Genomic DNA, 25502 nt, shown 5'->3' on the forward strand with positions numbered 1-25502 from the left:
CCAGTTTTAGCCAAAGCCGCCGCTCAGAAGCGGCGGCGGCGGTGTGACGGCGGGATCGACATCGCTTCACGGTACTTCGCAACCGTCCGGCGGGACAGGAATACGCCATCGGCTTCCAACTTACTTCTGATCTCTTCGTCAGACAGTGGCGCACCGCTGTCTTCCGACTCAATCATCGCACGAATGGCGTGCTTCGCGGACTTGGCTGAACCGCTGCCGGTTTTCGTCGTGATTTCCGTGGAGAAAAAGTATTTCATCTCGTAGATGCCGCGGGGCGTCTGCATGTACTTGTTTCGCGTCGCGCGGCTGATGGTCGACTCGTGCAGTCCGAGCGCATCGGCGACCTGACGCAAAGTCAGGGGACGCAGGGCACAGGCGCCGCGATCGAAAAATTCTGCCTGCAAGCTGACCAGTGCGTCCGCGACGCGGTGCAGCGTCATCCGCCGCTGCTCAATGCAGCGAACCAGCCACTGTACTGCTTGCGCCTTGCTGGTGAGATACTGGCGCGTCTCGGTGTCGGCGGCCGCAATGAAGCGGTGATACCCCGCATCCAGGCGGATGTTCGGCTGCGCCGAATCGTTGGTCAAAACAACCCACTTGTCTCCGACCTTCTCCACAGTTACGTCCGGGATGATGTACGCCGGGCGGTCTCCCCAGCTCGACAGCCCAGGTCGCGGGTTGAGCTGACGGAGCGCATCCACGGCTTCCTGCAAGGCACTCGTCGAAACGCGCAGGCGACGAGCCAGCCGAGCGAGTCTTCCCGCCGCAACGTCTTCGAGTCCGGAGGTAACGATTTGCTCCACTAAATCGTAATGGCAAACGGGCACGAGGTGCAGCTGCATATACAGACACTCCTGCAGGTTGCGAGCGCCAATACCCGGCGGATCACAGGACTGCAAGCGCTCAACTGCTGCAGCAATATCGGATAGCGGCGCGTGAATCCAGCAAGCGAGTTCCTCGTCGCTCTCGCGCAGGTAGCCTTGTTCGTCAAGAGCCCCGACGAGAAAACGAGCGATCTCAGAGATGCGGTCAGAGGGATAGCTGAGGCGAATTTGTTCTTCTAAATAGTCCTGGAGTTGCTGTGGAGAGGCAACGACCTGTTCGAGTGGCGGTGCTTGCCGCTCGCCAGAAGCGACGTGCGCGCGGCTACTACGTACGCTGCCAAGTCGCGTGCCAGTCCACGGCCGCAGCCATTCAGTCGACACCGGCTGAACGTCAGCGAGCGGATTGGACGACATTTCTTCCTGAACATACTGATCGAGCTCAACAGCCGAACACTGCAGCACCGTAATGGCCTGCCGCATTTGCTGGGTCATAAGTAGTCGTTGGACCTGTTCCTGATACAACCCATACCCCATGCTCATCGTGATCCACCCTTCCTGTCTGGGGCTGGCCTCAGAATCGCGTACGAGCCTGCACAGCTTTCCCTGGTTGAAAGCGTATTCAAACAAGAGACAACGAGACGGAGAAGTCGGCGGATGGGAGGGTTGGACTCGTGATGGTCTATCCTGCCTAGTCTACATGTCCATATCAACACTTATTCTGCATCGTTGGCATGATTCCTGCTAGGGGTACTTGAAAAGATTTTATGCAGCGGCTGGGTAAATCTTGCCTCCGTTCGCCCCATACGTGCATTTTCGCCCGATTGTAAGCGACTCTCGGTATGCCTGCCGTGCCGCTTAGTGGCAGTCCGGAATCGACTGTGTAGCAAACGAGCCTATGGAGAATACACATAGAGTACGGTCCGGCAGAGCACAAGCCGGTGGAATAAGCTCTGGTTGTCCACGGCACGGCAGCCGGGTGAAGGAATGCGAGGGAGCGGCATTGCGCATCGGGATCATTGGAACAGGCAGCATGGGCGGCATGTTGGCCAAAGCGTGGGCCACGGCTGGCAAAGCGGAAGTGTTCGTATACAACCGTACGCCAGAAAAGGCGCGAGAATTAGCGCGCCAAGTCCCGCGAATCCACGTCGCCGCAAGCGCCCAGGACGTCGCTCGGTTTACAGACGTACTGGTCGTCGCCACGCGAGCTTCGGACGGCCGCGTGTTGCTCAATCAAATTGGCGATATTCTCGCACCGTCGCAGGTTCTCGCCACCACTATCAGCACCATCCCGCTCACCGAACTCGAAACCTGTACGCGCGCCAAAGTGGCCAAGGTCATACCCAGCATCGTGCAGTCAGTCCAAAGCGGTGTACTTTTGGTCAGCTATGGATCGCGTTTCAGTGGCCCCGACCAGGAGGTCTTTGAGTCGGTACTCGGGCAGATTGCTCTCCCGTTCGCCGTCGGCGAAGACCAACTCCGCGTCTGCTCTGACTTGACGAGTTGCGGACCGGCCTTCATCGCGTCCATCCTGAACGCGTGGGCAGAAGCCGCCACCAAGACGGGGCGCATCAGCCGTGGCGAGGCGGAGTTTTTGATCACGCACACCTTTACCAGCACGGCCAACCTGTTCTTGTCTGGCTTGTCGGCCGCTGACGTCTTACAGCGCGTCACTGTGCCGGGAGGCGTGACCGAAGTCGGACTCGACGTCCTCGACGGGCGCGTTCGGGCGGTCTTCGAGGACCTGCACGCGCAGACTGAGCAGCACAGTCGCTGCAAACCGGCGGTTCAACCGCTCGCATCTGGGCAGGAGTCGTAGCGGGATGGGGCCCGTATGGGCCTGGCCGGGGGGCCTGGCCGGGGGGCGGGGCCGGGGGGCGGGGCCGGGGGGCGCGGGGGCGGGCGCATCGAGGGGCGCAGGTGTCATTTTGACACCTACGGGCGGTAGCAGGGCAGCGTAAGTGTCATTTTGACACTTACGGACGGGACCACGCCTGCGTAAGTGTCATTTTGACACCTACGCACCGGACCACGCCTCCCTAGGTGTCATTTTGACACTTACGGGCGGAACCACGCCTACGTAAGTGTCATTTTGACACCTACGGGCAGGACCACGCCTACGTAGGTGTCATTTTGACACTTACGGACGGAACCACGCCTCCCTAGGTGTCATTTTGACACCTACAGACCGGACCACGCCTGCGTAAGTGTCATTTTGACACCTACGGACGGAACCACGCCTGCGTAAGTGTCATTTTGACACCTACGGACCGGACCACGCCTGCGTAAGTGTCATTTTGACACCTACGGACCGGACCACGCCTGCGTAAGTGTCATTTTGACACCTACAGGCGGAACCACGCCTACGTAGGTGTCATTTTGACACCTACAGACGGAAGCACACCTGCGTAGGTGTCATTTTGACACCTAGGGAAGGAACCACGCCTGCGTAGGTGTCATTTTGACACCTAGAGAAGGAACCACGCCTACGTAGGTGTCATTTTGACACCTACAGACGGAACCACGCCTGCGTAAGTGTCATTTTGACACCTACGGACGGAACCACGCCTACGTAGGTGTCATTTTGACACCTACGGACCTGACCACGCCTACGTAAGTGTCATTTTGACACCTACGCACCGGACCACGCCTCCCTAGGTGTCATTTTGACACCTACGGACGGAACCACGCCTGCGTAGGTGTCATTTTGACACCTACGCACGGGATGGTAGTTTACAGGTGCGGATCTCGGCCGCCAATTTGGCGCTACTGATACGCCAACGCCACTTTGGCCGGGTCTTCGCTTCCGCCATGTGCTGTAACGCCAAACTGGCGCTGTCTCAACAGCCGGACACAGTAATTGCGCCAGAATGGCGCTCCGCCTCTGTCGTCGACTTAGCACTAGAATCTCTCATGCTCCTGCGGAACGCCAAAATGGCCGCAAGAGACGATTTTCTCATCAATTGCCGGGAGACGAGCCGGCTCCCCCGCCCTAGTCCCCACCTTGGCCCATTCAAGGCCATTCATCGGTCACGGAACGGAAACACGAGAAGCCCCTTGGTTGCCACTGGCTTGGTTACACTGGCTTGATCGCGCCCGGCCACGCCCCGACGCGTCCGATCGAGAGTCCGGTGAAGAAGGCGCGCACGGCGCGCCTCCCCCTACGCCTCCCCCTACAGCAGCTGGCCGAGTTCCTCCGTCTGCTTGGCGAAGAGGTCAATCGTGGTGCGGACGGGATCAGGCGAAGTCATGTCGACGCCGGCCAGCTTGAGCTGCTCAATCGGGTAGTCGGAGCCGCCACTCTGCAAGAATTTGAGGTAGCGGTCGACGGCCGGTTGGCCTTCAGTCAAAATTTGCTGGGACAGGGCCGTTGCAGCCGAGATGCCGGTCGCGTACTTGTAGACGTAGAACGAGTTGTAGAAGTGTGGGATGCGCGCCCACTCGAGTTCGATGTCCTTGTCGACGTCGCAGACAGGGCCAAAGAACTGCTGGTTCAACTCGTAGTAGGTGGCGCACAGCCACTCCGGCGTCAAGGCGCCGCCTTCGGTCGCGTACTGGTGCGCTAGCTTCTCGAACTCCGCGAACATCGTCTGGCGGAACAGCGTCGCGCGCAGGCGCTCGAGCTGGAAGTTGAGCAGATACGCGCGCGTCTGCTTATCCGTCGACTGCTGCAGCAAGTGGTGCAGGAGCAGGGCCTCGTTGCAAGTGGACGCGACTTCCGCGACAAAGATGGTGTAGTTCGCGTACACAAACGGCTGCGCCTCGCTCGAAAAGTAGGAGTGCATCGTGTGGCCGAGCTCGTGGGCGACGGTGAACACGTCGCTCATCCGATCCTGGTAGTTGAGCAGGATGTAGGGATGCACGCCGTACACGCCGGCGCTGTACGCCCCGCTCGCTTTGCCCGGTGTCTCGTAGACGTCGACCCAACGCGAGTTGAACGCCTTCGTAGCAACCTCACCGTACTTTTCGCCGAGCGGGCGCAGAGCCGTTTTGACCGTTTTGACGGCTTCGTCATACGGGATCTGCAAATGCAAGTCCGGGACGAGCGGCGTGTAGAGGTCGTACATATGCAACTCGTCGAGGCCGAGCACGCGTTTGCGCAGGCGCAGGTAGTCGTGCAGTTTCGGCAGTGCCTCGTGGACGGCGTCAATCAGGTTGTCGTAGACGGACAGCGGCACGTTGTCATCGTCGAGGGCGGCTTCGCGCGCAGACCCATAGTTGCGTGCGCGGGCGTAGAACATATCCTTCTTCACGTTCGCCGAGAACGTTGCAGACAGCGTGTTGATGTGTTTGCGGTAGGTCGGCAAAAACGCCTCGAACACATTTTTGCGCACGTCCCGATTGCGACTCTCAATCAGTGAACCGTAGCGGCCGTGCGTCAGTTCAACCTCGTTGCCGTCCTCATCTTTCACCTTCGGAAAGCGGGTGTCGGCGTCATTGAACATCGTAAAAATCTGGTCCGGCGCCTCCGCCATCTCCCCCGCCATCGCGAGCAGTCGCTCTTCTGCCGCAGAGAGGATGTGCGCTTTGTGGCGCAGCATCTCGTTCAACAGGAACGTGTAGAGGCGAAGGTCCTCGTTCTCGGCGAGAAAGCCCTTGATGCGGTCCTCCGGCATCGCCAAAACTTCTGGGACAAAGAACGAGCGAGCACTCTCGGTCTCAATTAACAGCGCGAGGCCGCGGTCGGCGAGCGCTTGGTACTCGGAGATGGTGTTGTCCTCATCGCGCTTGCGGTGCGCGTAGTTCAGCAGGCGCGAGGCCCTTTCGTTGATGTCGTCGGAGAGGCGCAGCGCTTTGAGCAGGTTTTCCGCCGAGTCACCGAGGTGTCCGGCGAGTTGCACAAGCTCCCCAGTCAGCGCCTTGATGTCCTCGGCGTCTTTGTCCCACGCCGCCTGGTTCTCGTAAATGTCTTCAAGGTTCCATTTGTACTGCGGGTCGATCTCGGCTCTCGTCGCTGGTGTCGTTTCCTTTGCCATCTCTTATCCCTCCAGAGTCATTTGTGCGGGTCCAAACGCGTATGGCAACAAGCCTTTGATGGACGTCTGCTTGGTATTGCCTCTCATATCGCCGAGCACCACCGGCATGTCAGGCGGACAGAACTCCGCCAGCACCTGCCGGCATGCGCCGCAGGGCGCGACAGGGCCGTTGCTGTCAGCTACGACTGCCAGTGCAGCGACCGCTGGCGGCGTGCCACCGTTCTCCATCAGCGCGCGAAAAACTGCCGTTCGCTCGGCGCAGTTTGTGAGTCCGTACGAAGCGTTCTCGATGTTCGCACCGAGAATGACACGGCCGTCGCTCAACTGCAAGGCTGCGCCGACGGCAAAGTGCGAGTACGGCACATAGGCCGACTTGTGCGCTTCTTTCGCTTGTTCGAGGAGCGCTCCGAGGTCAGGTAACGATGCTGATCTCGATTCCACAACCACACCTGTTGCCGCGGACGCGCCCACATGTCCGCCGCGCACCGTGTCGAGCACGAGCGGGCGTTCAAACGGAGCTTCGTTCGCAATTCCGATGCACCCACGCAGCGATTTCATCGCCGCCTCGGCGTCTGCCTCCGTCTTCGCGTGCACTTCGACGAGCGGTTCGCCTTGCACAACCCGCTGGCCGACTTTGCGGCGCAGGACGAGGCCAACTGCGGCGTCAATTGTGTCGGTGTGTTTAGCGCGGCCTGCGCCAAGTTCCATCGCGACGCGGCCAATGGCCTGTGCGTGCAGGTATGTAACAACGCCATCTTCCCAAGCCGTCAAGTTGGTTGTGACCGGAGCGCTCGGGAGCAGCGTGAGGTCATCGGTGACGCGCGGGTCGCCGCCTTGAGCCGCAATCCACGCCTTCATCTTCGCGAGCGCCGCGCCGCTTTCAATCAGCTCCGCAAGCGCGTTGCGCGCTTCTTCAGCACTCGCTGCCTTGCCGCCTGCCACGAGCATCTCTGCGCCGAGCGTCAGGCACAGTTCAGTCAGGTCCGCTGGACCGCGGCCGTGCAGGGTGAGAATCGCCTCGCGCACTTCGAGCGCATTGCCCACCGCGTAGCCAAGCGGCTCCTCCATGCGCGTCAGCACAGCGGTTGCGCGGCGACCGGCGTGATCGGCAATCGCGACCATCGTCTCCGCTAGCTTGCGCGCATCCGCGATGTCTTTCATGAACGCGCCGTCACCGACTTTCACGTCCAGCACAATCGCGTCTGCGCCGCTCGCCAGCTTCTTGCTCATGATGGAACTCGCAATCAACGGAATGGCGTCTACCGTCGCAGTCACGTCGCGCAGAGCGTACAGCTTCTTGTCCGCTGGCGCGAGGTCTGCCGTTTGGCCGGCGACTGCGATTGCGATGCGTTGCACCTGCTCGCGGAACGCCGCCATCGCGATGTCTGTCCGAAACCCAGGAATGGACTCCAGCTTGTCGATCGTGCCGCCCGTGTGTCCGAGTCCACGCCCGGACATCTTCGCGATGGGCACACCGGCAGCGGCCACGAGTGGACCGAGCACGAGCGTGGTGGTATCCCCGACGCCGCCAGTGCTGTGCTTGTCGACTTTGATGCCGGGAATGTCTGACCAGTCAAGTTGCTGACCGGACTCCGCCATGGCCATCGTCAGTTCAGCGGTCTCCGTGTCGTTCATCCCTTGCAAGCAGACAGCCATCGCCAGCGCGCTCATCTGGTAATCCGGAACGTCGCCTTTCGTGTAGGCATCCACAGCGAAGCGAATTTCGTCTCGGGACAACACCTCACCGCGGCGTTTCCGATAAATGATGTCATACATTCTCATGCTGTCAGCCTCCGTTCCTTCGCACGACATCCACAGTATAGCAAACTCGGGCCAAATCCCCTCGCCGACGGGCCGTGCAAAGCCCCCTCACAGACTAGCCGCCTGAACAGACAACTGCCTTCGCAATCGCCTGGGCAACTCCCTGCCAGTCAAAACTCCCAATGGCTATTCTCCTGTTCGATCCACACTTGACACCTACTGTCCCCTGTGAGGAAATGAAGATATCTCAGTCGACCGACGGAACAGGGAGGCAGAATGGCTCCTTCCACAGAGACTCAGCAGGCAGAACAACGCCGATTCGTGGTCCTCATAGGCGCTGTGATGCTGTTACTGGCCGCTTTAGTCTGGTTGCTCGCGCGTACTCACCTGTGGATACGCGACTGGCCGCTTGCCGCAGTCATCAGTTTAATCGCCTGTAGCGGCTGGATTGTAGCGGGCTGGACAGCTGTTTGGCACGTGCTAAAGCGCTGGTCACAGACGCGACACGGCGACATGGAAGCAACCATTTCGCAGCTCGTCGAGACGTTCTGCATGTCGGTTGAGATGAAAGATCCATACACTCGCGGCCACTCCGAACGCATGACCGCGTATTTGCTGTACCTCGCGGAAAAAGTCTACGGAAAACTCACGCCGGTCGACGAGGCGCGGATTCGTTCTGGTGGCTTGCTACACGATATCGGCAAGATCTACGTTCCAGACGAACTACTACGTAAACCGGAGCGGTTGCTCGCCGAGGAGTTTGAACTCGTGCGGGCCCACCCACAGACTGGCGCGGACATCGTCAGTCACATCCCGGGACTGCGCAGTTCTATCCCAATCATCCTCTACCATCACGAGCGTTTTGACGGACGCGGTTACCCGGACGGCCTGTCGGGCCACGCCATCCCCCTTGAGGCGAGAATGGCTGCCATCGCTGACACGTTTGACGCCATCACCTCGACGCGCGCGTACCGCGGTGCCCAGAGTGTCGAAGCCGCTTTGCAGGAGATCATCACACAGAGCGGCGACCAGTTTGATCCCGCTCTCGTCCAGACCTTCGTCTACCACTTCCACGGCATCAGGCAACTCCACCACCAGTTCCAGCAGCAAACGCTGCGCCCATCCGCCGGACTGTAGCCGGGCGGTTGCCCCTGCCCCTTCGTTTGACACAACACCCTTGACACAACACCCTTGACACAACACCCTTGACACAACACCCTTGACACAACACCCTTCCACCGACACGTTGCGCCCGTCAAAGCGCCTCAACCGGCACGCCGCCCCCATGTCGTCAAGCGACACACACAGGTGATCGGCCGTGATACAATGCTTAAAGCGCCCATGGACTCGGACGTAGTCCCGGCAGCCTGTTCCCGGAGTGTGTATTGGATGAGTGCAACGAACCCAGTGACGCCGTCGCGCGGCAACATGTCGAAGAGCGCCTTCGTCACGTTCCTCTATAAAGGTGCGCTGTCTGCCCTGACGTTTGTCAACAGCGTGTTCGCCGCCCGCTTTCTCGGCAAAGTTGATCGCGTCGAGTTCCAGAACGCAGGCACCATCGCGACGATGGGTCAGCGATTTGTCGGTGGTTTTGCCAGCTACTATTCATACAGCATACCGCGCGACCCCGATGAAGCCGCCGCCATTGCGAACATGGGCAACCTAGCCGTGTTTACCCTCAGCCTGATTATCTGGGCTGGCACATTCATTCTGACGTTTGCCCCAATCCCACACGTCCACCTACCGCTAGCCTGGACGTGGGCACTACTCGCGATTCCCCTCAACTCCATTTTCAGTTACGGGACGCGTTTGCTACAAGGAACCAACTCCATCTCTTGGCTCAACCGCGCGAACACAATGCAGCCGATTGTCTTTTTCATCATTCTCCTGCCCCTGTGGTTGGCCGGTCGGGGACTCCCGGAGCACGTTCGGCTGCTAGCCATCTACGCAAGTTGGCTGACCAGTTTTATCATTACTGCCGGCGCCACGATGATTGTCGCCTATCGGTTTGTAGCGCTGATGATCGACCGCCGGGCCGCCGCAAAGGAAAGTACAGAAGCACAAGGCAAGCACAGCCATGGTAGCTGGTGGACCGTCGCTAGCTGGCGGTTCGCGCGCGAACACTGGCTCGGCACCCTGAAGTACGGCGGTTGGTTCACCACAGCCAACATGGTTAACTACGTCAACTACCGGATCGACTTCTGGCTGGTGCTCGCATTCGTGCCGCTGCGAATCGCGTCAGACTACGGGATCGCAAGAACGGCTTCGGAAGTCCTGCTCAACATTTCGAGTTCGGTCGCGCAAGTCGTCTATACCCGGATGATCAGCAGCGCCCGCACCGACGCCATTCGGCTGACCCAAACCTCGACGCGGCAGACTTTCGTCTCCTGCGGCATCGTCTCCATCGTCATGTACGCCGTATTCCCCTGGCTCATACTTTTCGCCTACGGTTCTACATACAGGGGTGCGATTCTACCGTTTTGCATTCTGCTCCCCGGCATCATTTTCCGAGCGGCCGGCAATGTTTTGATGGAGTATGCCACCAACACCCTCGGCAGTCCCCGCACCACCGTGTGGATGAGCCTCGTATCGATCGCCATTAATGGCGCGCTTTGCTTGGCCCTGCTGCCGACGCTGCAGATGCTTGGCGGTGCCATTGCATCCTCGGCGGCGTACTTCTTGTCCTACTTTGTGATCCTCTACTGGTTCCAGCGGCAAGCTCACCGTCCGGCACACGAGATGTGGCCGGTCCACAAAGCCGACTACGCGCCTTATGGGATGCTCGTGAAAACGATCGTGCGGCGGGCACTGCGGCGCTCAGCATAAGGGAATGTGTGGTTCGAGCCGCCGTCGGCCGGCCGCTGTCGCGCCAGCCGTCGCGTTGACACAACTGTCCGTCCATCCGCGTATGGCACCGAACGGAAGTGGAAAGATTAACCGCATCTTCGATCAGATGCGGAGGGATTTGCGTGGATGCACAGCGTGCGAAAGAGATTATGTCGTCACCGAGCCAGATTCTCGTGACCCTCGAAGGAAAGCCCGTGTGGATTGACGAAGTGGACGATTCCCACAGCCAGGCTTGGGTGCACGACCTGGAGAATGGTGATCGCCACCAGATTGAAGTGACCCGCCTGCACGAGTCGTGAGCGACGGGGACTAGGGATGTTGGAGTTGAGCGGATTCGGCACCTCCCACTGCAATTGGCTGCTCACACCGTGATTGCAACGCCTCCTTCGGACAGATACCCTGAATGTATGTAGCCGCGCGCGGTACGTTCGAGGCCACTGTCGTGAGGTTGGTCTCGGTCCAGGGAGGAAAACTGCATGCCAATCTCGATCGATTGCCCGTTTTGCCAGCCGCAAGACGACCCGCACCAGCACGTCGTGATCGAAAATGAGACGTGCTACTTTCTGCAGCATGATGGCCATCAGGACATTCTCGAGGGCACCGGCATCATTGTGCCGAAGGCGCACCGCCCAACCGCGTTCGACTTGACGCCGCAGGAGTGGGCCGACACCTACGAGCTGTTACATCAGGCAAAAGCCTATTTGGACGCAAAGTTTGCGCCCGACGGCTATACCCTCGGCTGGAATGTCGGGCTGGTGTCGAATCAGACGGTCCCGCACGCCCACTTCCACGTCGTCCCGCGCTACTCCGACGAACCCTACGCTGGCAAGGGCCTGCGCTACTGGTTCAAGCAGGAGGCGAATCGCCGACAGGGGCGATGATGAGGGGAGTGGTCTTTCCTTGGCCGATCCCGGTACCTACCTGCCTCTAGCGACACCAGCGTCGCTACAGCACGCCGCGCCGCCTCCTCGCTCCCGCGCGAGTGGAAATTTTGTCGCTATTCGACCCTCGCGACACCGCGCAGCGACATTTTTTCCGTTCGCGGCCGGCACACATCCACCCCCCCCCTTCACACGCGTCCCCCACAATCAAAATGGGGCCACCGCAGTGGCCCCACCCTTCTCGTCATTTCTCTAGTTCGTCCCACGCTACCCGCCGATCGAGGTTGCACTCACTGCACCGCTCACAGCCCGAGCCTTGTCGCCCCCATTTCATCCCAGGGCGGCACGATGTCCCTTGCTCAGGCCGTTACTTCACGCCCGGCAGCATAAAGTTCCAGACGTGTCCGTTCCACGTCGTCGTGATGCCAAGCGACTGCAGCACCTGCTGCACATACCAAATCGGCATGTACGTTGTCATTACACCATCTGACATGTCACGATGCGCCACCGTCGGCGCATGCAGCACCAACACTCCGTTCACATACACCGGTGTACCGTGGTTGCTGAAGATGAGGTGCGGCGTCACGCCGGCGAACGCTCCGCTGCTCGTGTTCACCGTCAAGTCCCAGCGGTTCAAGTTGCCGTTCCACACCGCCGTCACGCCTGCCAATTGCAGCACGTTCTGCACGTACCAAATCGGCATGTATGTCGTCTGGTTGTACACCATCGACGGCGAGAGGCTGAACGCTTGCCCATTCACTGCAATCACCCGGTCGTACGCTGGCAACAGCTTCGGTATCACGAACAGGTGGAAAGTCCTAGTCGCCACGTCGCCGCTCTTGTCAGTCACCCGCAGTGTGAACGTGGACATCCCCATCGTCTGCGGTGTGCCAAAGAGCATGCCGTTCGCCGCAATCATAAGACCCTGCGGCAACGTACCCGACGCCAGCGACCAAGTGTATGTGCCATCGCCGCCCGAAGCCGCCAATGTCCCAGAGTAGGCCGTGCCTGCTGTCGCGCCGGGCAGTGAGCCCGCGCCAATCACCAGCGGCTGCGACTGTGGCGGCGTAGGCGGTGTGACAGGCGGTGTTACCACTGGCGTCGCGCCGGCCTCGACCGTCAGCGTGTCGGTCGCCGTGGCCGTGTGGCCTGCGGAATCTCTCACTTCCACCGTGAACGTGTATGTCCCGCTCGCCGTCGGCGTCCCTTGCACCACGCCGTCCGAGTTCAGCACCGCCCCCGCAGGCAGTGACCCGCTCACAAGCGACCACGTGTAGGCTGGTTTCCCACCGTTGGCAATCAACGTCTGTTCGTACAGCGAGCCCTGCGTGCCATCACCGAGCGTGATGCTCTGCACGGTCAGCGGCGATACCGCCTGCTCAATCACCCACGTCGCAGACTCCAGCCGCGTCGCGCCAAGCGAGTCCGTCACCCGCACAGTAAAGGCATACGTCCCCACCTGATTCGACTGGCCCGAGAGCAGGCCGCACACGCAGCCGCCGCGGTCCCTCCCCGCGCATGAAAGCGCGACTTACGCGAACACCGGCTCTTTCAGGTCCTCGAGCTTTAGCATCGACTCGTCGGCGACTTCCTTGTGCAGGCTGTTGCCGTGCGCGTCCATCGTGACGATGGCCGGGAAGCCTTCGACCTGCAGGTGCCACATCGCTTCGGGGACGCCGAAGCGGTCGAGCAGGTCGACGCCCGAGACCTCTTTCACGCAGTTGGCGTAGAACTGCGCCGCGCCGCCGATGGCGTTCAGGTAGACAGCGCCAGACTTCTGCAGGCCAGCGAGGGTTTTCGCGCCCATGCCGCCTTTGCCGATGATGGCTCTCAAACCGAACTTTTCGATGATGTCCGCCTGGTATGGCTCCTCGCGCGAACTCGTCGTCGGGCCGGCCGCTTTGACGTGCCACGTGCCGTCGTCGTCCTTCAGCATGACCGGGCCACAGTGGTAGATGATGCCACCCTGCAGATTGACCGGCGCCTCGTGCTCCATCAGGTAGTGGTGTAACTCGTCGCGACCCGTGTGCATCTCACCTTGGATAATCACGACGTCGCCCACTTTCAAGCTGCGAATCTGCTCGTCGGAGATTGGCGCCTGCAGGACAATCGCGTGCTCGCTGTCAAACGCGGCCACAGGCCGCTCCATTTTCTCCACTGTGTCTTTATAGAGCCAGCGTTTGATGTCGCCCGTCGCCGGGTCGAGCACGACGCCGAGTCGGCGGAATGCCCAGCAGTTGTAGGCGACAGAAACGTAGAAACTCGCCGGAATGCGGTTCATCACGCCAATTTTGCAGCCGAGCAATGTCACCTTGCCGCCAAAGCCCATTGTGCCGACGCCAAGCTGATTCGCCGTGCCCATGATGTAATTCTCGAGTTCAGCCAAGGTCTCATTCGGGTTCGTGTCTTCGAGATCGCGGAACAGTTGCTCCTTCGCCAACTCGTAGCCGGTCGTGCGGTCCCCGCCGATGCCGACGCCGATGAACCCTGCGCTGCAGCCCTGACCTTGCGCCTGGTAAACGGCGTGCAGGATACACTTGCGGATGCCGTCCATATCCCGACCCGCGCGGCCAAGTCCCGGCAGTTCCGTCGGCAGCGCGTACTGGATGTTTTTGTTCTCGCAGCCGCCGCCTTTCAAAATCAGGCGCACTTCAACTTCGTCCTGACGCCACTGGTGGAAGTGGATGACCGGGGTCCCCGGTCCAAGGTTGTCGCCAGAGTTTTTGCCTGTCAGCGGGTCGACCGAGTTCGGCCGCAACTTACCTTGCTTCGTCGCTTCGACGATAGCTGCGCGGATGTCGTCCGCGAACGTCAGTTGGTCAAACCCAGCCGGGCAGTGCACGATGAACGTCGGCATGCCTGTGTCCTGACAAATCGGTTGGGTGTCTTCCTCAGCTGAGACAATGTTATCGACGATGGTATTCAGGGCCAGAGCCGCGCGGGAGCCAAACTCCTCTTGCAATTGTGCGCGCTTGAGCGCACGGCGCGCGTCGGCTGGCAGGTTGGTGGAAGTTTCCGTGATTAGCTGTAGCAGACTTTCTTGAACGGGATTCATCAAAACTCTCTCCCCTCTCAAAGTCGTCAACCTTAACAATTATACAGCATCATCAGTACCCATATCAGGTACAGAAGGACTACCGCGCTTTGGCCGAATGCGCATCAGGACAGTCCCCCCAAGAATGAGCGCTGCGCCAATCAAAGTCGCCACTTGTGGAACGATGCCGAGCCACACCCACTCGATGACAGCGGCGAAGAGCACCTGCGGATAGAACGTCAGCGCCGATGCAATGCCTGCTGGCAACCGCCGCAGTCCGTATCCATAGAGTGCATAGGCAGCCGTGCTGACGATGAGCACAATGTACAAGAACTGCCACCAGCCGCTCGGGTGCAAAGCCCGAAGCGCCGTTGAGACGTAACCAACCTGTCCGCTAAGCAAGGTCCACATCCAGAGCATTACCGCTCCGATGACCGAAGTTCCAAGCAGAACGTCGAACAATGGCAGGTTCTGAAACAAAGAGCGTGACGACACCGTGTAGCCTGCGAAGGCCAAGGCGGACATGATTGCCATTGTAATTCCCGTACCCGCCGCCACACTCCCGACGCCTTCGAGCACGACGAGTGCCGCGACGCCGAGAAACGACACGACGATACCGGCAATCTCCAAGCCTCGCAGTCGTTCGCGCAGGAAGACAAAGCTGAACAGAACCGCGACGAGTGGCGCTGTATTGACGAGCAGCAACGTTTCTAGGGGAGACAGCGTCCGCAAGGCTTGGTAGTAGAAGAGTGGATAGAGTACGGCCCAACACAGGCTCGCGAGCACGAGTTGTAGTTTAACGCGGACCGGGAGCCGAAAAAGATGGCGAAAGCGGCCAAAAAAGGGCAGGTAGCAGACGGCAGTAAGCGTGAACCGCCAGACGGTCAAAGGCAGCGGTGCAAACTGCTGCTCCACTGCCTTGCCAACTACGGCGTGGCCGCCCCAAAACAGACTGACCAGGATGAGCGACAGAAAGGCCATGGCTAGCGCAGCGGCCGGTCTTGCCGCGCTACGTCCGCCCAAGTTTCACGTTCGACCACAACCTTTGCCTCGCCGTCTTTGACGAAGACGACGGCCGGGTGCGGAAGGCGGTTGTAGTGGCTGGCCATCGAGTAGTTGTACGCGCCCGTGGCAAAGACGGCAATCACATCACCCGTCGCAGGCTCCGCCAACAGCGCATCGCGAGCGACCAGGTCGCCGCTCTCGCAGCACTTGCCGGCGATTGTCCAAGCACCCCCCGCAACAGCTGTCGCGCGGTTGGCGACGAGCGCCTCGTACTTGGCGCCGTATAAGGCGAATCGGGGATTGTCTGTCATGCCACCGTCAATCGCGACGTAGTTGCGCACGCCTGGAATTTCTTTCTTGCTGCCAGCCCGGTACAGCGTCGTCCCTGCCGGTCCGACGACGCTGCGACCCGGTTCAATCCAGACAGACGGTTCGGTTACACCGCGAGCGCTAAAGTGTGAACGCACCGTGTCGACCATCTCGGAAATCAGCCGGTCAACAGGTTCAGGGTCATCCTCGTCTGTATAGCGGATCCCGAATCCCCCACCCAAGTTGAGCACCGTAAACGGCAACCCGAGTTTTACCCCGCTAGCGTACAAGTCGACGAGCCGCTCGACAGAGATGGTGAAACCTGCCGTGTCGAAAATTTGCGACCCGATGTGAACGTGCAGCCCGATGCATGACAGACGAGGACTTGCTGCCACCAAGCGGAGCGCTTCTGCCGCTTGACCAAGAGCGAGATCAAAGCCAAACTTGCTGTCCTGCTGCCCGGTCGAGATGTGCTCGTGCGTGTGCGCCTCGACGCCAGGGGAAATCCGCAGCATGACGTCCACCGTTTTGTGATGCCGCTCGGCAACCTGACTGATCAGTTCGATCTCGTTGAAGTTGTCGACGACAATCGCGCCAATCCCGGAGGAGACCGCGTACTCCAGCTCATCCTCGGTCTTGTTGTTGCCATGCATGTAAATCCGCGACGGGTCTACCCCCGCTGCGAGCGCCGTGTAAAGCTCTCCGCCAGAAACGACGTCGATCGCACAGTCCTCTTCAGCAGCAAGTTGGCACATCGCGACGGTGCAAAACGCCTTTGAGGCGTATGTCACGCGGTAGGAAGCGCCGGTTTTACGAAAAGCGTTATGGTAACCGCGGATGGTGTCACGCAGCAATTGTTCATCGTACACGAATAGGGGCGTACCGTACTCGGTCGCAAGTTCGGTAGTGTCACAGCCGCCAATGTACAGGTGGCCGTTCTCTCCTATGGCCATCGTACCGACTAACTGTGCAGTCCCTGCTCTCTGTTCTACCCTCACTCGGTCCGTTTGTTCCACTACGCGAAGGGCGCTCTCCTCTGCTCCACTTGTCATCTCCACTCGTCTCCACTCACTCTCTTTAGTCTCAGGGTTTTATTGTGCCAACGATTTGCGGCAGGGTTTCTAAAAATCAGCAGGATTGTAGGTGATGCGCCCATGTGTGACGATGCGCAACTGTTGCAAAGCGTCATCGTATGTCACATCGCCGTGCCCTGCGTAAAACCAGACCTTCTCAGCAGACTGACCGTTCTCCTCGCGAAAAATAAATACGTTCAACTCGTCTTTGAACTCAAGAACCTGTTCGCAAGCCGGGGTGCGAGGAGATTGGACCGTGAACTGCCACGTATCCCCATCCTGCCTAACATCAAAGCCGACCCCTTCACGGTCCGAGTCAAAGAATACGCGTGATCCGACAGCATGGTGTATGCGCAGCTTTTCGTGCACCCGTACTCCTCCTTTGCAAGAGCGCTGCCGACTACGGCAGGTCAATCCACATCAGCAGCGTCGACTCGTCGGCTGTGACTGTAACCAACTCTTCGCCCTCAATGCGTGCCGCATCACGCGAACGGAGTCCCTCGCCAGAGCCAAGATGCAGTCGACCTTCGATCACGAACAAGAAACCCCGCCGCTCTGCCGACCCTGGCAGCGGCCGACTCATCCCAGTTTGGAGGCGGCTCAAGTAGACCGTCATGTCCTGATGAATTCGCGCACAAACTGGAACAGCATCGTCTGCGACGGGAGGTTCACCCGGCACCACGACAGGGAGCAACTGGTCCTCGAGCGCGTGCACGTCAAATCGAGAGGTGTGGTAGGTGGGCGGTAAACCGCGCCTCGTCGGCATGAACCACATCTGAAGCAAATTGAGTTCTTCACTGTCCGACGCGTTAAACTCCGTATGAATAATGCCTTGTCCTGCTGACATCAGCTGAACCTCGCCAAACGACGTGACAGCGTCGTTGCCAAGGTTGTCCTTGTGGCGCATCTTGCCCTTGAGCACAATCGACACAACTTCCATATCGCTGTGCGGGTGAGCGCCAAAACCGTGTCCTGCCGCGACAAAATCGTCGTTCAGCACGCGCATCGGGCCAAAGGCCGTGTTGTTGCGATCGAAGTAAGGCCCAAAGGAGAAGCTGAAGTTAGATTGCAGCCAGTCTTGCTCAGCGTGAAAGCGAGCGCTGGCTGGTTGGACCCGAATCATCCACAGCACTCCCTCATGTCGTCATATGACTGACTATACCGGAAATTGTTCGTGAGCAGAAGAGGGAGCGCCAGACAGGATGTGACTCTTCACTGCAGTCGCTGCAAGTGCTCTCTGTCTGTGGTCCGCTCCACGATTGCACGATGTCCTCTCACCTCAGCGATTACGGTAACCGCTGAGGAGTAGAGGTATACACCGCATGTGCGGGCTGGCGACACGTCAGTTGCGAAGACCGTGTGAGGCTCAGGGTGCCGACACGTCAGTTGGCGGGATCAGATAAGGCATAGAGTAACGTCACGTGGGATGTGTTCGGACTGCACTGCGTCAGTCTTCTCGATCTTCCACAACCTGGTGTTCTGTCACTACGTGCGTGTACTCATAGCCGTGCGTGCAGTGTTCGCATTCCACCCGTATCAACGTCTCGCCTTCCGGCACGCTGACATGGTTCACCTTGTCGCACCTCGGACAAATAGAGTCAACTTCCCAGTGTCTGTGTGTCACGTGTTCGCCCCCTGACCTGTCCCATCCGATGCCGGAAAGTTAAGCAGGCATCGGTGGGATCAAGAAATGCTTCCAAAGGACATTATAAACTGTCTTTCAAAACGCCGTTCAAGAGGTAAAACCTCAATTTATCGAAGGTTTTATGCCGATTGCACTTTGAGGGTGCCGACCTATTTGACCGCAGGGAGACGGCCTCGAAACACCCATCCGGCCAATAAGATGACAATCGGGAGTCCAAACGCGATCGGCAACGCGATGAGGGGCCAAAATTGCTCGACCAAGCGCATCGCTCGCTCCTGGTCGGACACAACCCAGTAACCCACAGCGCCAAGGACGATTGAGACGGGAACGACCAGTTTTTTATAGTTAGCCACCCCGATGACGTGTGCTGCCGAGATGGAGGCACAGTAGATTGACATCATCAACTGAACGAACAGAGAAAACGCAAAAAACGCAACCATAATCATCTCGTAGCGGTGAATGAATAACCCAATCTCTGCGCTGCGAGCCATCTGCATGCAGGCGAGGATGTAATGACCCGTCTCTCGCGCTGACAGTGTGCCGACTTCAATCAACGGCCACAGCAGAACGAGCACCCCGCCAAACAAAATACCGCCAGCGCCTGCCTTCCACCAGACCTTTGGGTCCTTGACGAAGGGTAAAATCATGGCGGCGGTCATGGTCGCCATCGCGAAGTCAGTGTCCGCGTGGCGGCTTGTGGCCACCGTGTTCCACACACCCGTTTCGAACACCGGCAGCAGTCGTTTGACGTCCATCGCATTGAAACTCCCGGACAGGACGAGGAGATTCAAGATTATAATCGCGAACACGCCAACCATAGCGAGTCGGCCCGTGACCTCCAATCCGTGAAAGACCGCGTAGAGGGGGATAACGACAGCGGCGAGAACAAATACGATGAGTGGAAACCCAGGCAAGAAGTAGTCGCGCATGTGGAACACGAACGTGATGAGGAGCACGATGTACGAGCCGAGGAAAAAGACAAAAGCGATGGTCCCAGCGAGTTTGCCAGTCCACTTGCCAAGCAGCACAGAGGCATGCTCAATCAGGTCCTTCCCCGGGATGCGCCTAACCGCGACGACCGTCACAAACATCATCGCGAGCCCTTGAGCGATGGCGAAGATTGTCGCGACCCACATGTCGGTCTCGCCTTCCCTCGCCATGACGCCTTGCGTGAGGCCAATGGCCTTACAAAACAGCAGGTTCATGACAAACGCCATCAACATCGCATTCGTGATCTGCACTTTCATAAGCGGCTCCTCCCTGGACTGTCAGGACGCGTCGGCGTCCGAAGCAGCACACCGCTGCGGATGTGAGCGTGCACCTGAACGCGGATGACCGCCTGGTCGAGCGCGTCATACCATTTCAACCTGAGCGCTCGCCACTCCATGGGGTAGCGGTCCTCGAACCGGTCCCCGAGGCCGAGAAAGTCCGCGCGTGACTGTAGCTCAGTCTGGATGATGCCTTTGATCTCGTCCTTGAGCATCGACTCTACTTGCGGCGTCAACTGGCGGATTACCTGTTCATGGGTCTCACTGGTCGTACACCCGAGTTCCACGATGTCAAAGCCAGCATTCAGGCGGACGTCAAACCCGACACGTCCTCGCTGATATGTCGGTATCACGTCAAAGGTGCGGCGCTTCAGTTCGAGGCTCGCCTTCCCTTGTCCACCGCTAGGGCAAGGGAGCGCGATTGCCCGCGACTCCGGCGGTTGGATAAACCACATGAGTCCTTGGCTTTGCTTCGAGTCGAGCACACCGGCGAGCTTTCCTTGTTTGAAGTAGCCAGCTCCCGACAGTTCGACCTGGGGCGTCGAGCCAAACTCCTCACTCTGCTCGGACGATACCCCGCGAGACTCCGTCTCGACCACCGGCAGCACAGTATTCATCCCTTCACTCATGTAGTCCGCCTGCATAGTCCGCATGTCGATTCTTGGCGCCTCTGCAACCGAGCGCGCCTGGCGAAACAACTTCTCAATCGATGTCCCGGGCACGACTTCCAGACCCGTTTTGGTCGCAACAATGTCCCTTGCTTGGCCCGGGGTCAAGGTGACCCACGTGCGCATGCGCAACTCGTGATTGCGTGTAAAGAAGTCAACCACGTCGTGTACTCCCCGTTCTCTGGCGTAGTCCTCACTGATCACCACGACCGCGTTCTGAGCCCAGTAGACTCGGCGCGACGAGTAGCGACCGAGGTTGCGCATTGCCGTGAAAATCGAGTCACCTGTGGCGGAAGCCGTCCAGATGGGCTCCCCGGTACCACCAGAAGGGGCGCCTGTCTGCCCCACAACGTCAGCAGGGCGAGCCACCTGCGCCGTAACCTGGACGCTGTCTGGGTCGGACCCTTTGTCAATCCCGACGGCCATCACCAGCGCCAAATCGTCGATATCTGCCGAGCCATAGCAGCCGGGCAAACCAAGAGTGGCCAAGCACAGCAACAGCAGCGTTGCGACCTTCGCACTACGTTTCACGAAGCATCTTCCTCGGCCGCCGCGCAACGCGCCGCCGCGCCCCGTCTCCAGTACCGCGCCCCGACAAGCGCCGTGCGGACGGCGCGTTTGACGAAGCCCCTACCTGCCCCGAAGGTCCACCGCCACCGCCAGCGCCACTGCCGGACGGCTGGCCCTGCCCCGAGGGTCCACCACCACTGCCGGACGACTGGCCCTGCCCCGAGGGTCCACTGCCACCTCCGGTCGACTGGCTCACAGGCAGGGGGGCCTTCGCTTCGGTGCCGCCGCCTCCAGCCCCCTGCGGACCTGGCCGCTGGTCGTTCTCCTGCCGCCCCAGTTGCCCACTGAGGGCAGGGCGTTTGCGCATCGTCCACCACGGCGACCGGACCAAGTTGTCCTTTTGGTCGTCCGCGCGAAACGGGATAATCGGCGCCATATACGGCTCGCCGAACGAGCGCAGCGACAACACGTGCACCGCGAGCACAAAGAGAGCCCCGACAAAGCCGAGTAAGCCAAACATGCCGGACGCGATCACAATTGGAAAGCGCAACAAACGAATCGCGAATGAAGTCTCGTAGCTCGGGATGGCAAACGACGAGATGCCGGTGACTGCCACGACGATGACCATCAAAGGCGACACAAGCCCGGCTTGCACCGCGGCTTGTCCGATAATCAGCGAGCCGACGATGCTGACGGCCTGGCCGACCGGACGGGGCATGCGTAGGCCTGCCTCGCGCATTAGTTCGAACGCGATCTCCATGACGAGCATCTCCACGAGGACGGGAAACGGCACACTCTCGCGGCCTGCGGCTACGCTGAGTGCGAGTTGGGTCGGGATCATCTCCTGGTGAAAGCTCACGAGCATCACGTAGATGGACGACAGCGTCAGGCTCACGATGAACGCTAGGTAGCGCACCGTGCGCGAGAAAGTGCCGATGTAATAACGCGAATAGTAATCGTCGCTCGCCATCAAAGCGTCCCAGAAATAGGTTGGCACGATGAGCGCGAATGGCGTCGAGTCGGTCAGAATGACCACACGCCCTTCGAGAATTGCTGCCGCGGCGGCATCAGGGCGTTCAGTATAGCGGATTGTGGGGAACACGGAGTACGGGGCGTCACTGATGAGTTCCTGGATGTATCCGCTCTCCATGATGCCGTCGACTTGAATGCCTTGCAGCCGCTTCATGACCTCGTCGATCACGTTCTGCTTCGCGAGCCCCTCGATGTACGCCACATTGACAACGGTCTGGCTGCGCTGCCCCACCTTCAACGACTCGAGTCGGAACATCGGGTCTTTGATGCGCCTGCGGATGAGACTGGTGTTGGTGCGAACGTTCTCTGTGAATCCGTCGCGTGGCCCACGGATCACGACTTCAGACGCGGTTTCGCCCGGGCTGCGCGACTCCCAACCTTTGGTGCCAGAAAGGAAGGCGCAGTCCAAGCCGTCCACAAAGAGCAGGCTCTCACCAGATAAGAGACCGTCGATGCCGTGGCCGATGGTGTCCGCCGTCTTGACCTCGGAGACGACCATCCTGTTCTGGCGCACGTCGTCCGGGTCACGCACGCCCGGGACGGACACCGTGCCCGGTACAGACGCTCTACCCGTGACAGACGCTGTGCCCGGGACAGACGCTATGCCCGGGACGGACGCTGTACCCGGTACAGACGCTGTGCCCGGTACAGACGCCGTGCCCGGGACGGAAGCCGTGCCCGGGGCAGACGCCGTGCCCGGGACGGAAGCCGTGCTATGGGAGGCCGTGCTGCGGGACATCGTGATGCCCTGCATGAGGGGACGCAACACACTCTCGTCGAGCAACTGGTTGCTTGACAGCCCATCAATATAAAACAGCACAGCCGGTGGACCGGCACCTTGACCTAGTGTGAACTCGCGCACAATCAGGTCTGAGTTCTTCACCAGGATTAGCTTCACGAGTTCAACATTGTCGGCGAGACGTGTATGCACGGGCTGGGCAAGCATCTCTTTCACACCCAACCCTTCGAACTCTCCCACTGACTCGCCCCCTCGCCATCAACATGAATCGTTCCGTGCAGGACTCCGCCGCTTGTTTAGGTTTCCGACCGAGTCACAAGCTTATACCGGCATATCTTGGCATGCGTATGGAGAACCTACGCTTGTGGACAGAGCGCAATCAGCACGAGGAGCAGCCCTTGCGGTGGAGAGACCTGTTCGTTCGAGGGATACTATCTACCCACGGGGAGGGAGGTTACTGTGGACGTCTACCATAGCTGGATCTACGTTTATATCCTCAACACGACTTGGATGGTTCGAGCCATCCTCTACGCAACGTTCGCGCTCAACATTCTGAGCCCTATTCTCGTCTGGTTCATCTTTCGCGGACAAAAGGTGTTGGGAAAGGGGGGGCTCATCAACGGAGTAATCAAAACTGTAATAGACCGCAAGGGCGCGCAACAACCGTCTCCTACTCAGAAGTAATAAGCAGATTGGCAAAGACTGACTCAGATTCCTTGCCAGCTTCAGTCGTTTGCCCGCATGCGTGGTACCACGGTGCAATTCTAGTATCCTCGCCTTCTTCTGCATCTTGTGATATTATTCACATAATTTGCGCGAAACCGCATACTTACGCAAACTTGTGCGCAAAGCGACCCCACTATAAAAGGAGGCTGTTTTTCGTTTGGCGGAATCTCTCAACTCCTACGTCATTGCACAGCGGCAGGTAGAAGAAGCGGCAAACCTGCTCGGGTTGGAACCCCACGTCACAGAAATCCTGAAGCGCCCTAGGCGTGTACTGTCTGTCTCGTTTCCAGTGCGAATGGACGATGGTCGTATCGTGGTTTTTGACGGCTACCGTTCACAGCACAACGACGCCATGGGCCCTGGAAAAGGCGGCATTCGGTTTCACCCGCAAGTCACCGTCGATGAGGTAAAAGCCCTGTCGATGTGGATGACCATCAAGTGCCAGGTCGTGGGCCTACCGTACGGAGGCGCCAAAGGCGGCGTCGTCTGTGACCCGCGGACCATGAGCCAAGGGGAGTTGGAACGTGTAAGCCGTGGCTTTATCGAAGCCATCGCCCAAATTATCGGACCGGACAAAGACATCCCAGCGCCCGACGTGTACACGAACGCAACCGTCATGGGCTGGATGATGGACACGTACAGTCGCCTCCAAGGAACGTACTCTCCCGCCGTGATCACCGGCAAACCGCTGTCGATCGGCGGCTCCAAAGGTCGCGACGAAGCGACGGCACGCGGCTGCGTGCTCACCGTACTTGAAGCGATGAAAGAACGCGGCTTGCCCGTGCAGGGCGCTTCCGTCGCCGTGCAGGGGTTTGGCAACGCCGGACGCACGGCTGCCCGACTGCTCGCGGAAGCTGGCATGCGCGTCGTCGCGGTCAGCGATTCGAGTACCGGCGTCTACCACGACGGAGGCCTCGACATCGCACAACTCGAGCGGGTGAAGGATGCAGGGTCTTTAAGGGGTGCGACTGGCGTATCGTTCATCACGAACGAGGAACTACTGGAAACTCCCGTCGATGTCCTCATCCCGGCCGCTCTCGAGAACGTGATCACGGCAGAAAATGCGGGCCGGATACGGGCGCAAATTGTCGCGGAAGCCGCCAATGGCCCCGTCACCCCTGACGCTGACGCAATCCTGTTCGAGAAAGGCACCCTCGTCATTCCGGACGTGCTCGCCAACGCTGGCGGCGTCACGGTGTCGTACTTTGAATGGGTGCAGAATCTGACACACAGCTACTGGTCACGCGAAGAGGTGTACGCAAAGTTGGCGGACATTATCGTGCCAAGCTACCACGAAGTGAGTGACTTGGCCCGCGAACACGGCACAACGATGCGGATGGGCGCCTACATGATCGCGTTGCGCCGCGCTGCGGACGCGATGAAGGCGCGCGGCTGGGTGTAACGCACCGAGGTGCGGCCGAGGGCGGCGGCGGGTGCGCCGGGGCGGCGGCGGGTGCGCCGGGGCGGCGGCGGGTGCGCCGGGGCGGCGCCGGGGCGGCGAGGCTTGCCGGAGCGGGGGCGCCAGGGCGGCGGCGTCAGGGCCGCGAGGCTTGCCGGAGCGGGGGCGCCAGGGCGGCGGCGTCAGGGCGGCGACGAACTAACGGGTGCGCCACCGAGCCACGACGGCTACGGTGCGCACCTTTAGTTCTATACAATTCACGCGCGTCATGGCGCGAGTGTCGAAAATGTCGCTAACGGCGGTGTAAAATCCGATTTAGCGACATTTTTCCCACTCGCGGGGCATCGGGACGGGCAAAGGATAGAAGGTAGCGACGCTAGCGTCGCTATCGGACGACGGGACCGGGCGTTTGGACCCCGAGAGTGTCGAAAATGTCTCTCCCTCCGCGGCGTCCTCGCAGGTAAGTGTCAAAATGACACCTACAGCGCGGCGTCCTCACAGGTAAGTGTCAAATTGACACCTAGAGCGTGGCGTCCTCGCAGGTAAGTGTCAAATTGACACCTAGAGGGCGGCGTCCTCACAGGTAAGTGTCAAATTGACACCTAGAGGGCGGCGTCCTTACAGGTAAGTGTCAAATTGACACCTAGAGGGCGGCGTCCTTACAGGTAAGTGTCAAATTGACACCTAAAGCGCGGCGTCCTCACAGGTAAGTGTCAAATTGACACCTAGAGCGTGGCGTCCTCGCGGATAAGTGTCAAATTGACACCTAGAGCGCGGCGCCCTCACAGGTAAGTGTCAAATTGACACC

General features: G+C 59.6%; 20 protein-coding genes and 1 pseudogene. 7 read left to right on the plus strand and 14 right to left on the minus strand.

Annotation, left to right across the window (positions count from 1 at the left end; all coding sequences use genetic code 11):
- Window positions 1–23 precede the first annotated feature (23 nt).
- Entirely contained in the window at window positions 24–1364 is a 1341-nt protein-coding gene (rpoN, locus tag JC200_RS07520; RefSeq protein ID WP_274435646.1) for an RNA polymerase factor sigma-54, read from the minus strand.
- Window positions 1365–1824: 460 nt separating this feature from the next.
- Here rpoN and JC200_RS07525 point away from each other — a divergent pair, with 460 nt between their 5' ends.
- Complete coding sequence (locus JC200_RS07525) at window positions 1825–2640, plus strand: pyrroline-5-carboxylate reductase dimerization domain-containing protein (protein ID WP_274435647.1); 816 nt, start codon at window positions 1825–1827, stop codon at window positions 2638–2640.
- A 1354-nt stretch (window positions 2641–3994) separates the two neighbouring features.
- Here the strand turns inward: JC200_RS07525 and pepF are convergent.
- The 3 genes and pseudogenes from pepF to JC200_RS07540 form a co-directional block, all read right to left on the minus strand.
- A complete protein-coding gene (gene pepF / locus JC200_RS07530) occupies window positions 3995–5797 on the minus strand; it encodes an oligoendopeptidase F (RefSeq protein WP_274435648.1) in 1803 nt (600 codons plus the stop codon).
- Window positions 5798–5800: 3 nt separating this feature from the next.
- Window positions 5801–6295, minus strand: coding sequence for a cytidine deaminase (locus JC200_RS07535; protein ID WP_274436489.1), 495 nt, complete (start codon window positions 6293–6295; stop codon window positions 5801–5803).
- Window positions 6281–7579: pseudogene (locus JC200_RS07540) on the minus strand (pyrimidine-nucleoside phosphorylase); the annotation flags it as partial. The pseudogene JC200_RS07540 and the gene JC200_RS07535, both read right to left, overlap by 15 nt.
- Window positions 7580–7834: 255 nt before the next feature.
- Between JC200_RS07540 and JC200_RS07545 the strand changes: the two are divergent.
- The 4 genes from JC200_RS07545 to JC200_RS07560 all read left to right on the plus strand — a co-directional run bounded on the left by JC200_RS07545 (window position 7835) and on the right by JC200_RS07560 (window position 11286).
- Window positions 7835–8695 (plus strand): HD-GYP domain-containing protein, encoded by an 861-nt coding sequence (locus JC200_RS07545; protein WP_274435649.1) that lies wholly within the window; start codon window positions 7835–7837, stop codon window positions 8693–8695.
- Between the two features lie 252 nt (window positions 8696–8947).
- Window positions 8948–10384: an oligosaccharide flippase family protein gene (locus JC200_RS07550; RefSeq protein ID WP_274435650.1), complete on the plus strand. Its 1437-nt coding sequence runs from the start codon at window positions 8948–8950 to the stop codon at window positions 10382–10384.
- Window positions 10385–10527: 143 nt separating this feature from the next.
- A complete protein-coding gene (locus tag JC200_RS07555) occupies window positions 10528–10704 on the plus strand; it encodes an H-type small acid-soluble spore protein (protein ID WP_274435651.1) in 177 nt (58 codons plus the stop codon).
- A 177-nt stretch (window positions 10705–10881) separates the two neighbouring features.
- Complete coding sequence (locus tag JC200_RS07560) at window positions 10882–11286, plus strand: HIT family protein (protein WP_274435652.1); 405 nt, start codon at window positions 10882–10884, stop codon at window positions 11284–11286.
- A 367-nt stretch (window positions 11287–11653) separates the two neighbouring features.
- On the opposite strand, the gene JC200_RS07565 is transcribed toward JC200_RS07560, so the two are convergent.
- From JC200_RS07565 to JC200_RS07610, 10 genes are all read right to left on the minus strand, one after another.
- The gene (locus tag JC200_RS07565; protein ID WP_274435653.1) at window positions 11654–12724 is read right to left on the minus strand and encodes an Ig domain-containing protein; all 1071 of its coding nucleotides are present in this window, start codon (window positions 12722–12724) and stop codon (window positions 11654–11656) included.
- A gap of 93 nt (window positions 12725–12817) precedes the next feature.
- The gene (locus JC200_RS07570) at window positions 12818–14341 is read right to left on the minus strand and encodes a FumA C-terminus/TtdB family hydratase beta subunit (RefSeq protein WP_274435654.1); all 1524 of its coding nucleotides are present in this window, start codon (window positions 14339–14341) and stop codon (window positions 12818–12820) included.
- 39 nt (window positions 14342–14380) lie between these two features.
- Window positions 14381–15343 (minus strand): DMT family transporter, encoded by a 963-nt coding sequence (locus JC200_RS07575; RefSeq protein WP_274435656.1) that lies wholly within the window; start codon window positions 15341–15343, stop codon window positions 14381–14383.
- Entirely contained in the window at window positions 15304–16587 is a 1284-nt protein-coding gene (lysA, locus tag JC200_RS07580; protein WP_274436490.1) for a diaminopimelate decarboxylase, read from the minus strand. Before lysA ends, JC200_RS07575 begins: the two co-directional genes overlap by 40 nt.
- Before the next feature lie 168 nt (window positions 16588–16755).
- A complete protein-coding gene (locus JC200_RS07585; RefSeq protein WP_274435658.1) occupies window positions 16756–17076 on the minus strand; it encodes a hypothetical protein in 321 nt (106 codons plus the stop codon).
- 31 nt (window positions 17077–17107) lie between these two features.
- A complete protein-coding gene (locus tag JC200_RS07590) occupies window positions 17108–17830 on the minus strand; it encodes a pirin family protein (RefSeq protein WP_274435659.1) in 723 nt (240 codons plus the stop codon).
- A 324-nt stretch (window positions 17831–18154) separates the two neighbouring features.
- On the minus strand, window positions 18155–18331 hold the full coding sequence (locus tag JC200_RS07595) for a hypothetical protein (RefSeq protein WP_274435660.1): 177 nt from the start codon (window positions 18329–18331) through the stop codon (window positions 18155–18157).
- 170 nt (window positions 18332–18501) lie between these two features.
- Entirely contained in the window at window positions 18502–19599 is a 1098-nt protein-coding gene (locus JC200_RS07600) for a GerAB/ArcD/ProY family transporter (protein WP_274435661.1), read from the minus strand.
- Complete coding sequence (locus JC200_RS07605; protein ID WP_274435662.1) at window positions 19596–20819, minus strand: Ger(x)C family spore germination protein; 1224 nt, start codon at window positions 20817–20819, stop codon at window positions 19596–19598. The genes JC200_RS07600 and JC200_RS07605 overlap by 4 nt, the downstream gene beginning before the upstream one ends.
- Window positions 20809–22809, minus strand: coding sequence for a spore germination protein (locus JC200_RS07610; RefSeq protein WP_274435663.1), 2001 nt, complete (start codon window positions 22807–22809; stop codon window positions 20809–20811). The genes JC200_RS07605 and JC200_RS07610 overlap by 11 nt, the downstream gene beginning before the upstream one ends.
- Window positions 22810–23028: 219 nt before the next feature.
- Between JC200_RS07610 and JC200_RS07615 the strand changes: the two genes are divergently transcribed.
- Both JC200_RS07615 and JC200_RS07620 read left to right on the plus strand, forming a co-directional pair.
- Entirely contained in the window at window positions 23029–23253 is a 225-nt protein-coding gene (locus JC200_RS07615) for a hypothetical protein (protein ID WP_274435664.1), read from the plus strand.
- A 199-nt stretch (window positions 23254–23452) separates the two neighbouring features.
- Window positions 23453–24697: a Glu/Leu/Phe/Val family dehydrogenase gene (locus JC200_RS07620; RefSeq protein ID WP_274435665.1), complete on the plus strand. Its 1245-nt coding sequence runs from the start codon at window positions 23453–23455 to the stop codon at window positions 24695–24697.
- Window positions 24698–25502: the final 805 nt, after the last annotated feature.

It is taken from the genome of Alicyclobacillus sp. ALC3 (assembly GCF_028751195.1).
Taxonomy (GTDB): Bacteria; Bacillota; Bacilli; order Alicyclobacillales; family Alicyclobacillaceae; genus Alicyclobacillus_L.

Bases quoted from the DNA above. Each gene is read 5' to 3' on its own strand.
- rpoN (WP_274435646.1), bottom strand. From the start codon at position 1,364: ATGAGCATGGGGTATGGGTTGTATCAGGAACAGGTCCAACGACTACTT.
- pepF (WP_274435648.1), bottom strand. From the start codon at position 5,797: ATGGCAAAGGAAACGACACCAGCGACGAGAGCCGAGATCGACCCGCAG.
- JC200_RS07545 (WP_274435649.1), top strand. From the start codon at position 7,835: ATGGCTCCTTCCACAGAGACTCAGCAGGCAGAACAACGCCGATTCGTG.
- JC200_RS07550 (WP_274435650.1), top strand. From the start codon at position 8,948: ATGAGTGCAACGAACCCAGTGACGCCGTCGCGCGGCAACATGTCGAAG.
- JC200_RS07560 (WP_274435652.1), top strand. From the start codon at position 10,882: ATGCCAATCTCGATCGATTGCCCGTTTTGCCAGCCGCAAGACGACCCG.
- JC200_RS07570 (WP_274435654.1), bottom strand. From the start codon at position 14,341: ATGAATCCCGTTCAAGAAAGTCTGCTACAGCTAATCACGGAAACTTCC.
- lysA (WP_274436490.1), bottom strand. From the start codon at position 16,587: ATGGCCATAGGAGAGAACGGCCACCTGTACATTGGCGGCTGTGACACT.
- JC200_RS07590 (WP_274435659.1), bottom strand. From the start codon at position 17,830: ATGATTCGGGTCCAACCAGCCAGCGCTCGCTTTCACGCTGAGCAAGAC.
- JC200_RS07600 (WP_274435661.1), bottom strand. From the start codon at position 19,599: ATGAAAGTGCAGATCACGAATGCGATGTTGATGGCGTTTGTCATGAAC.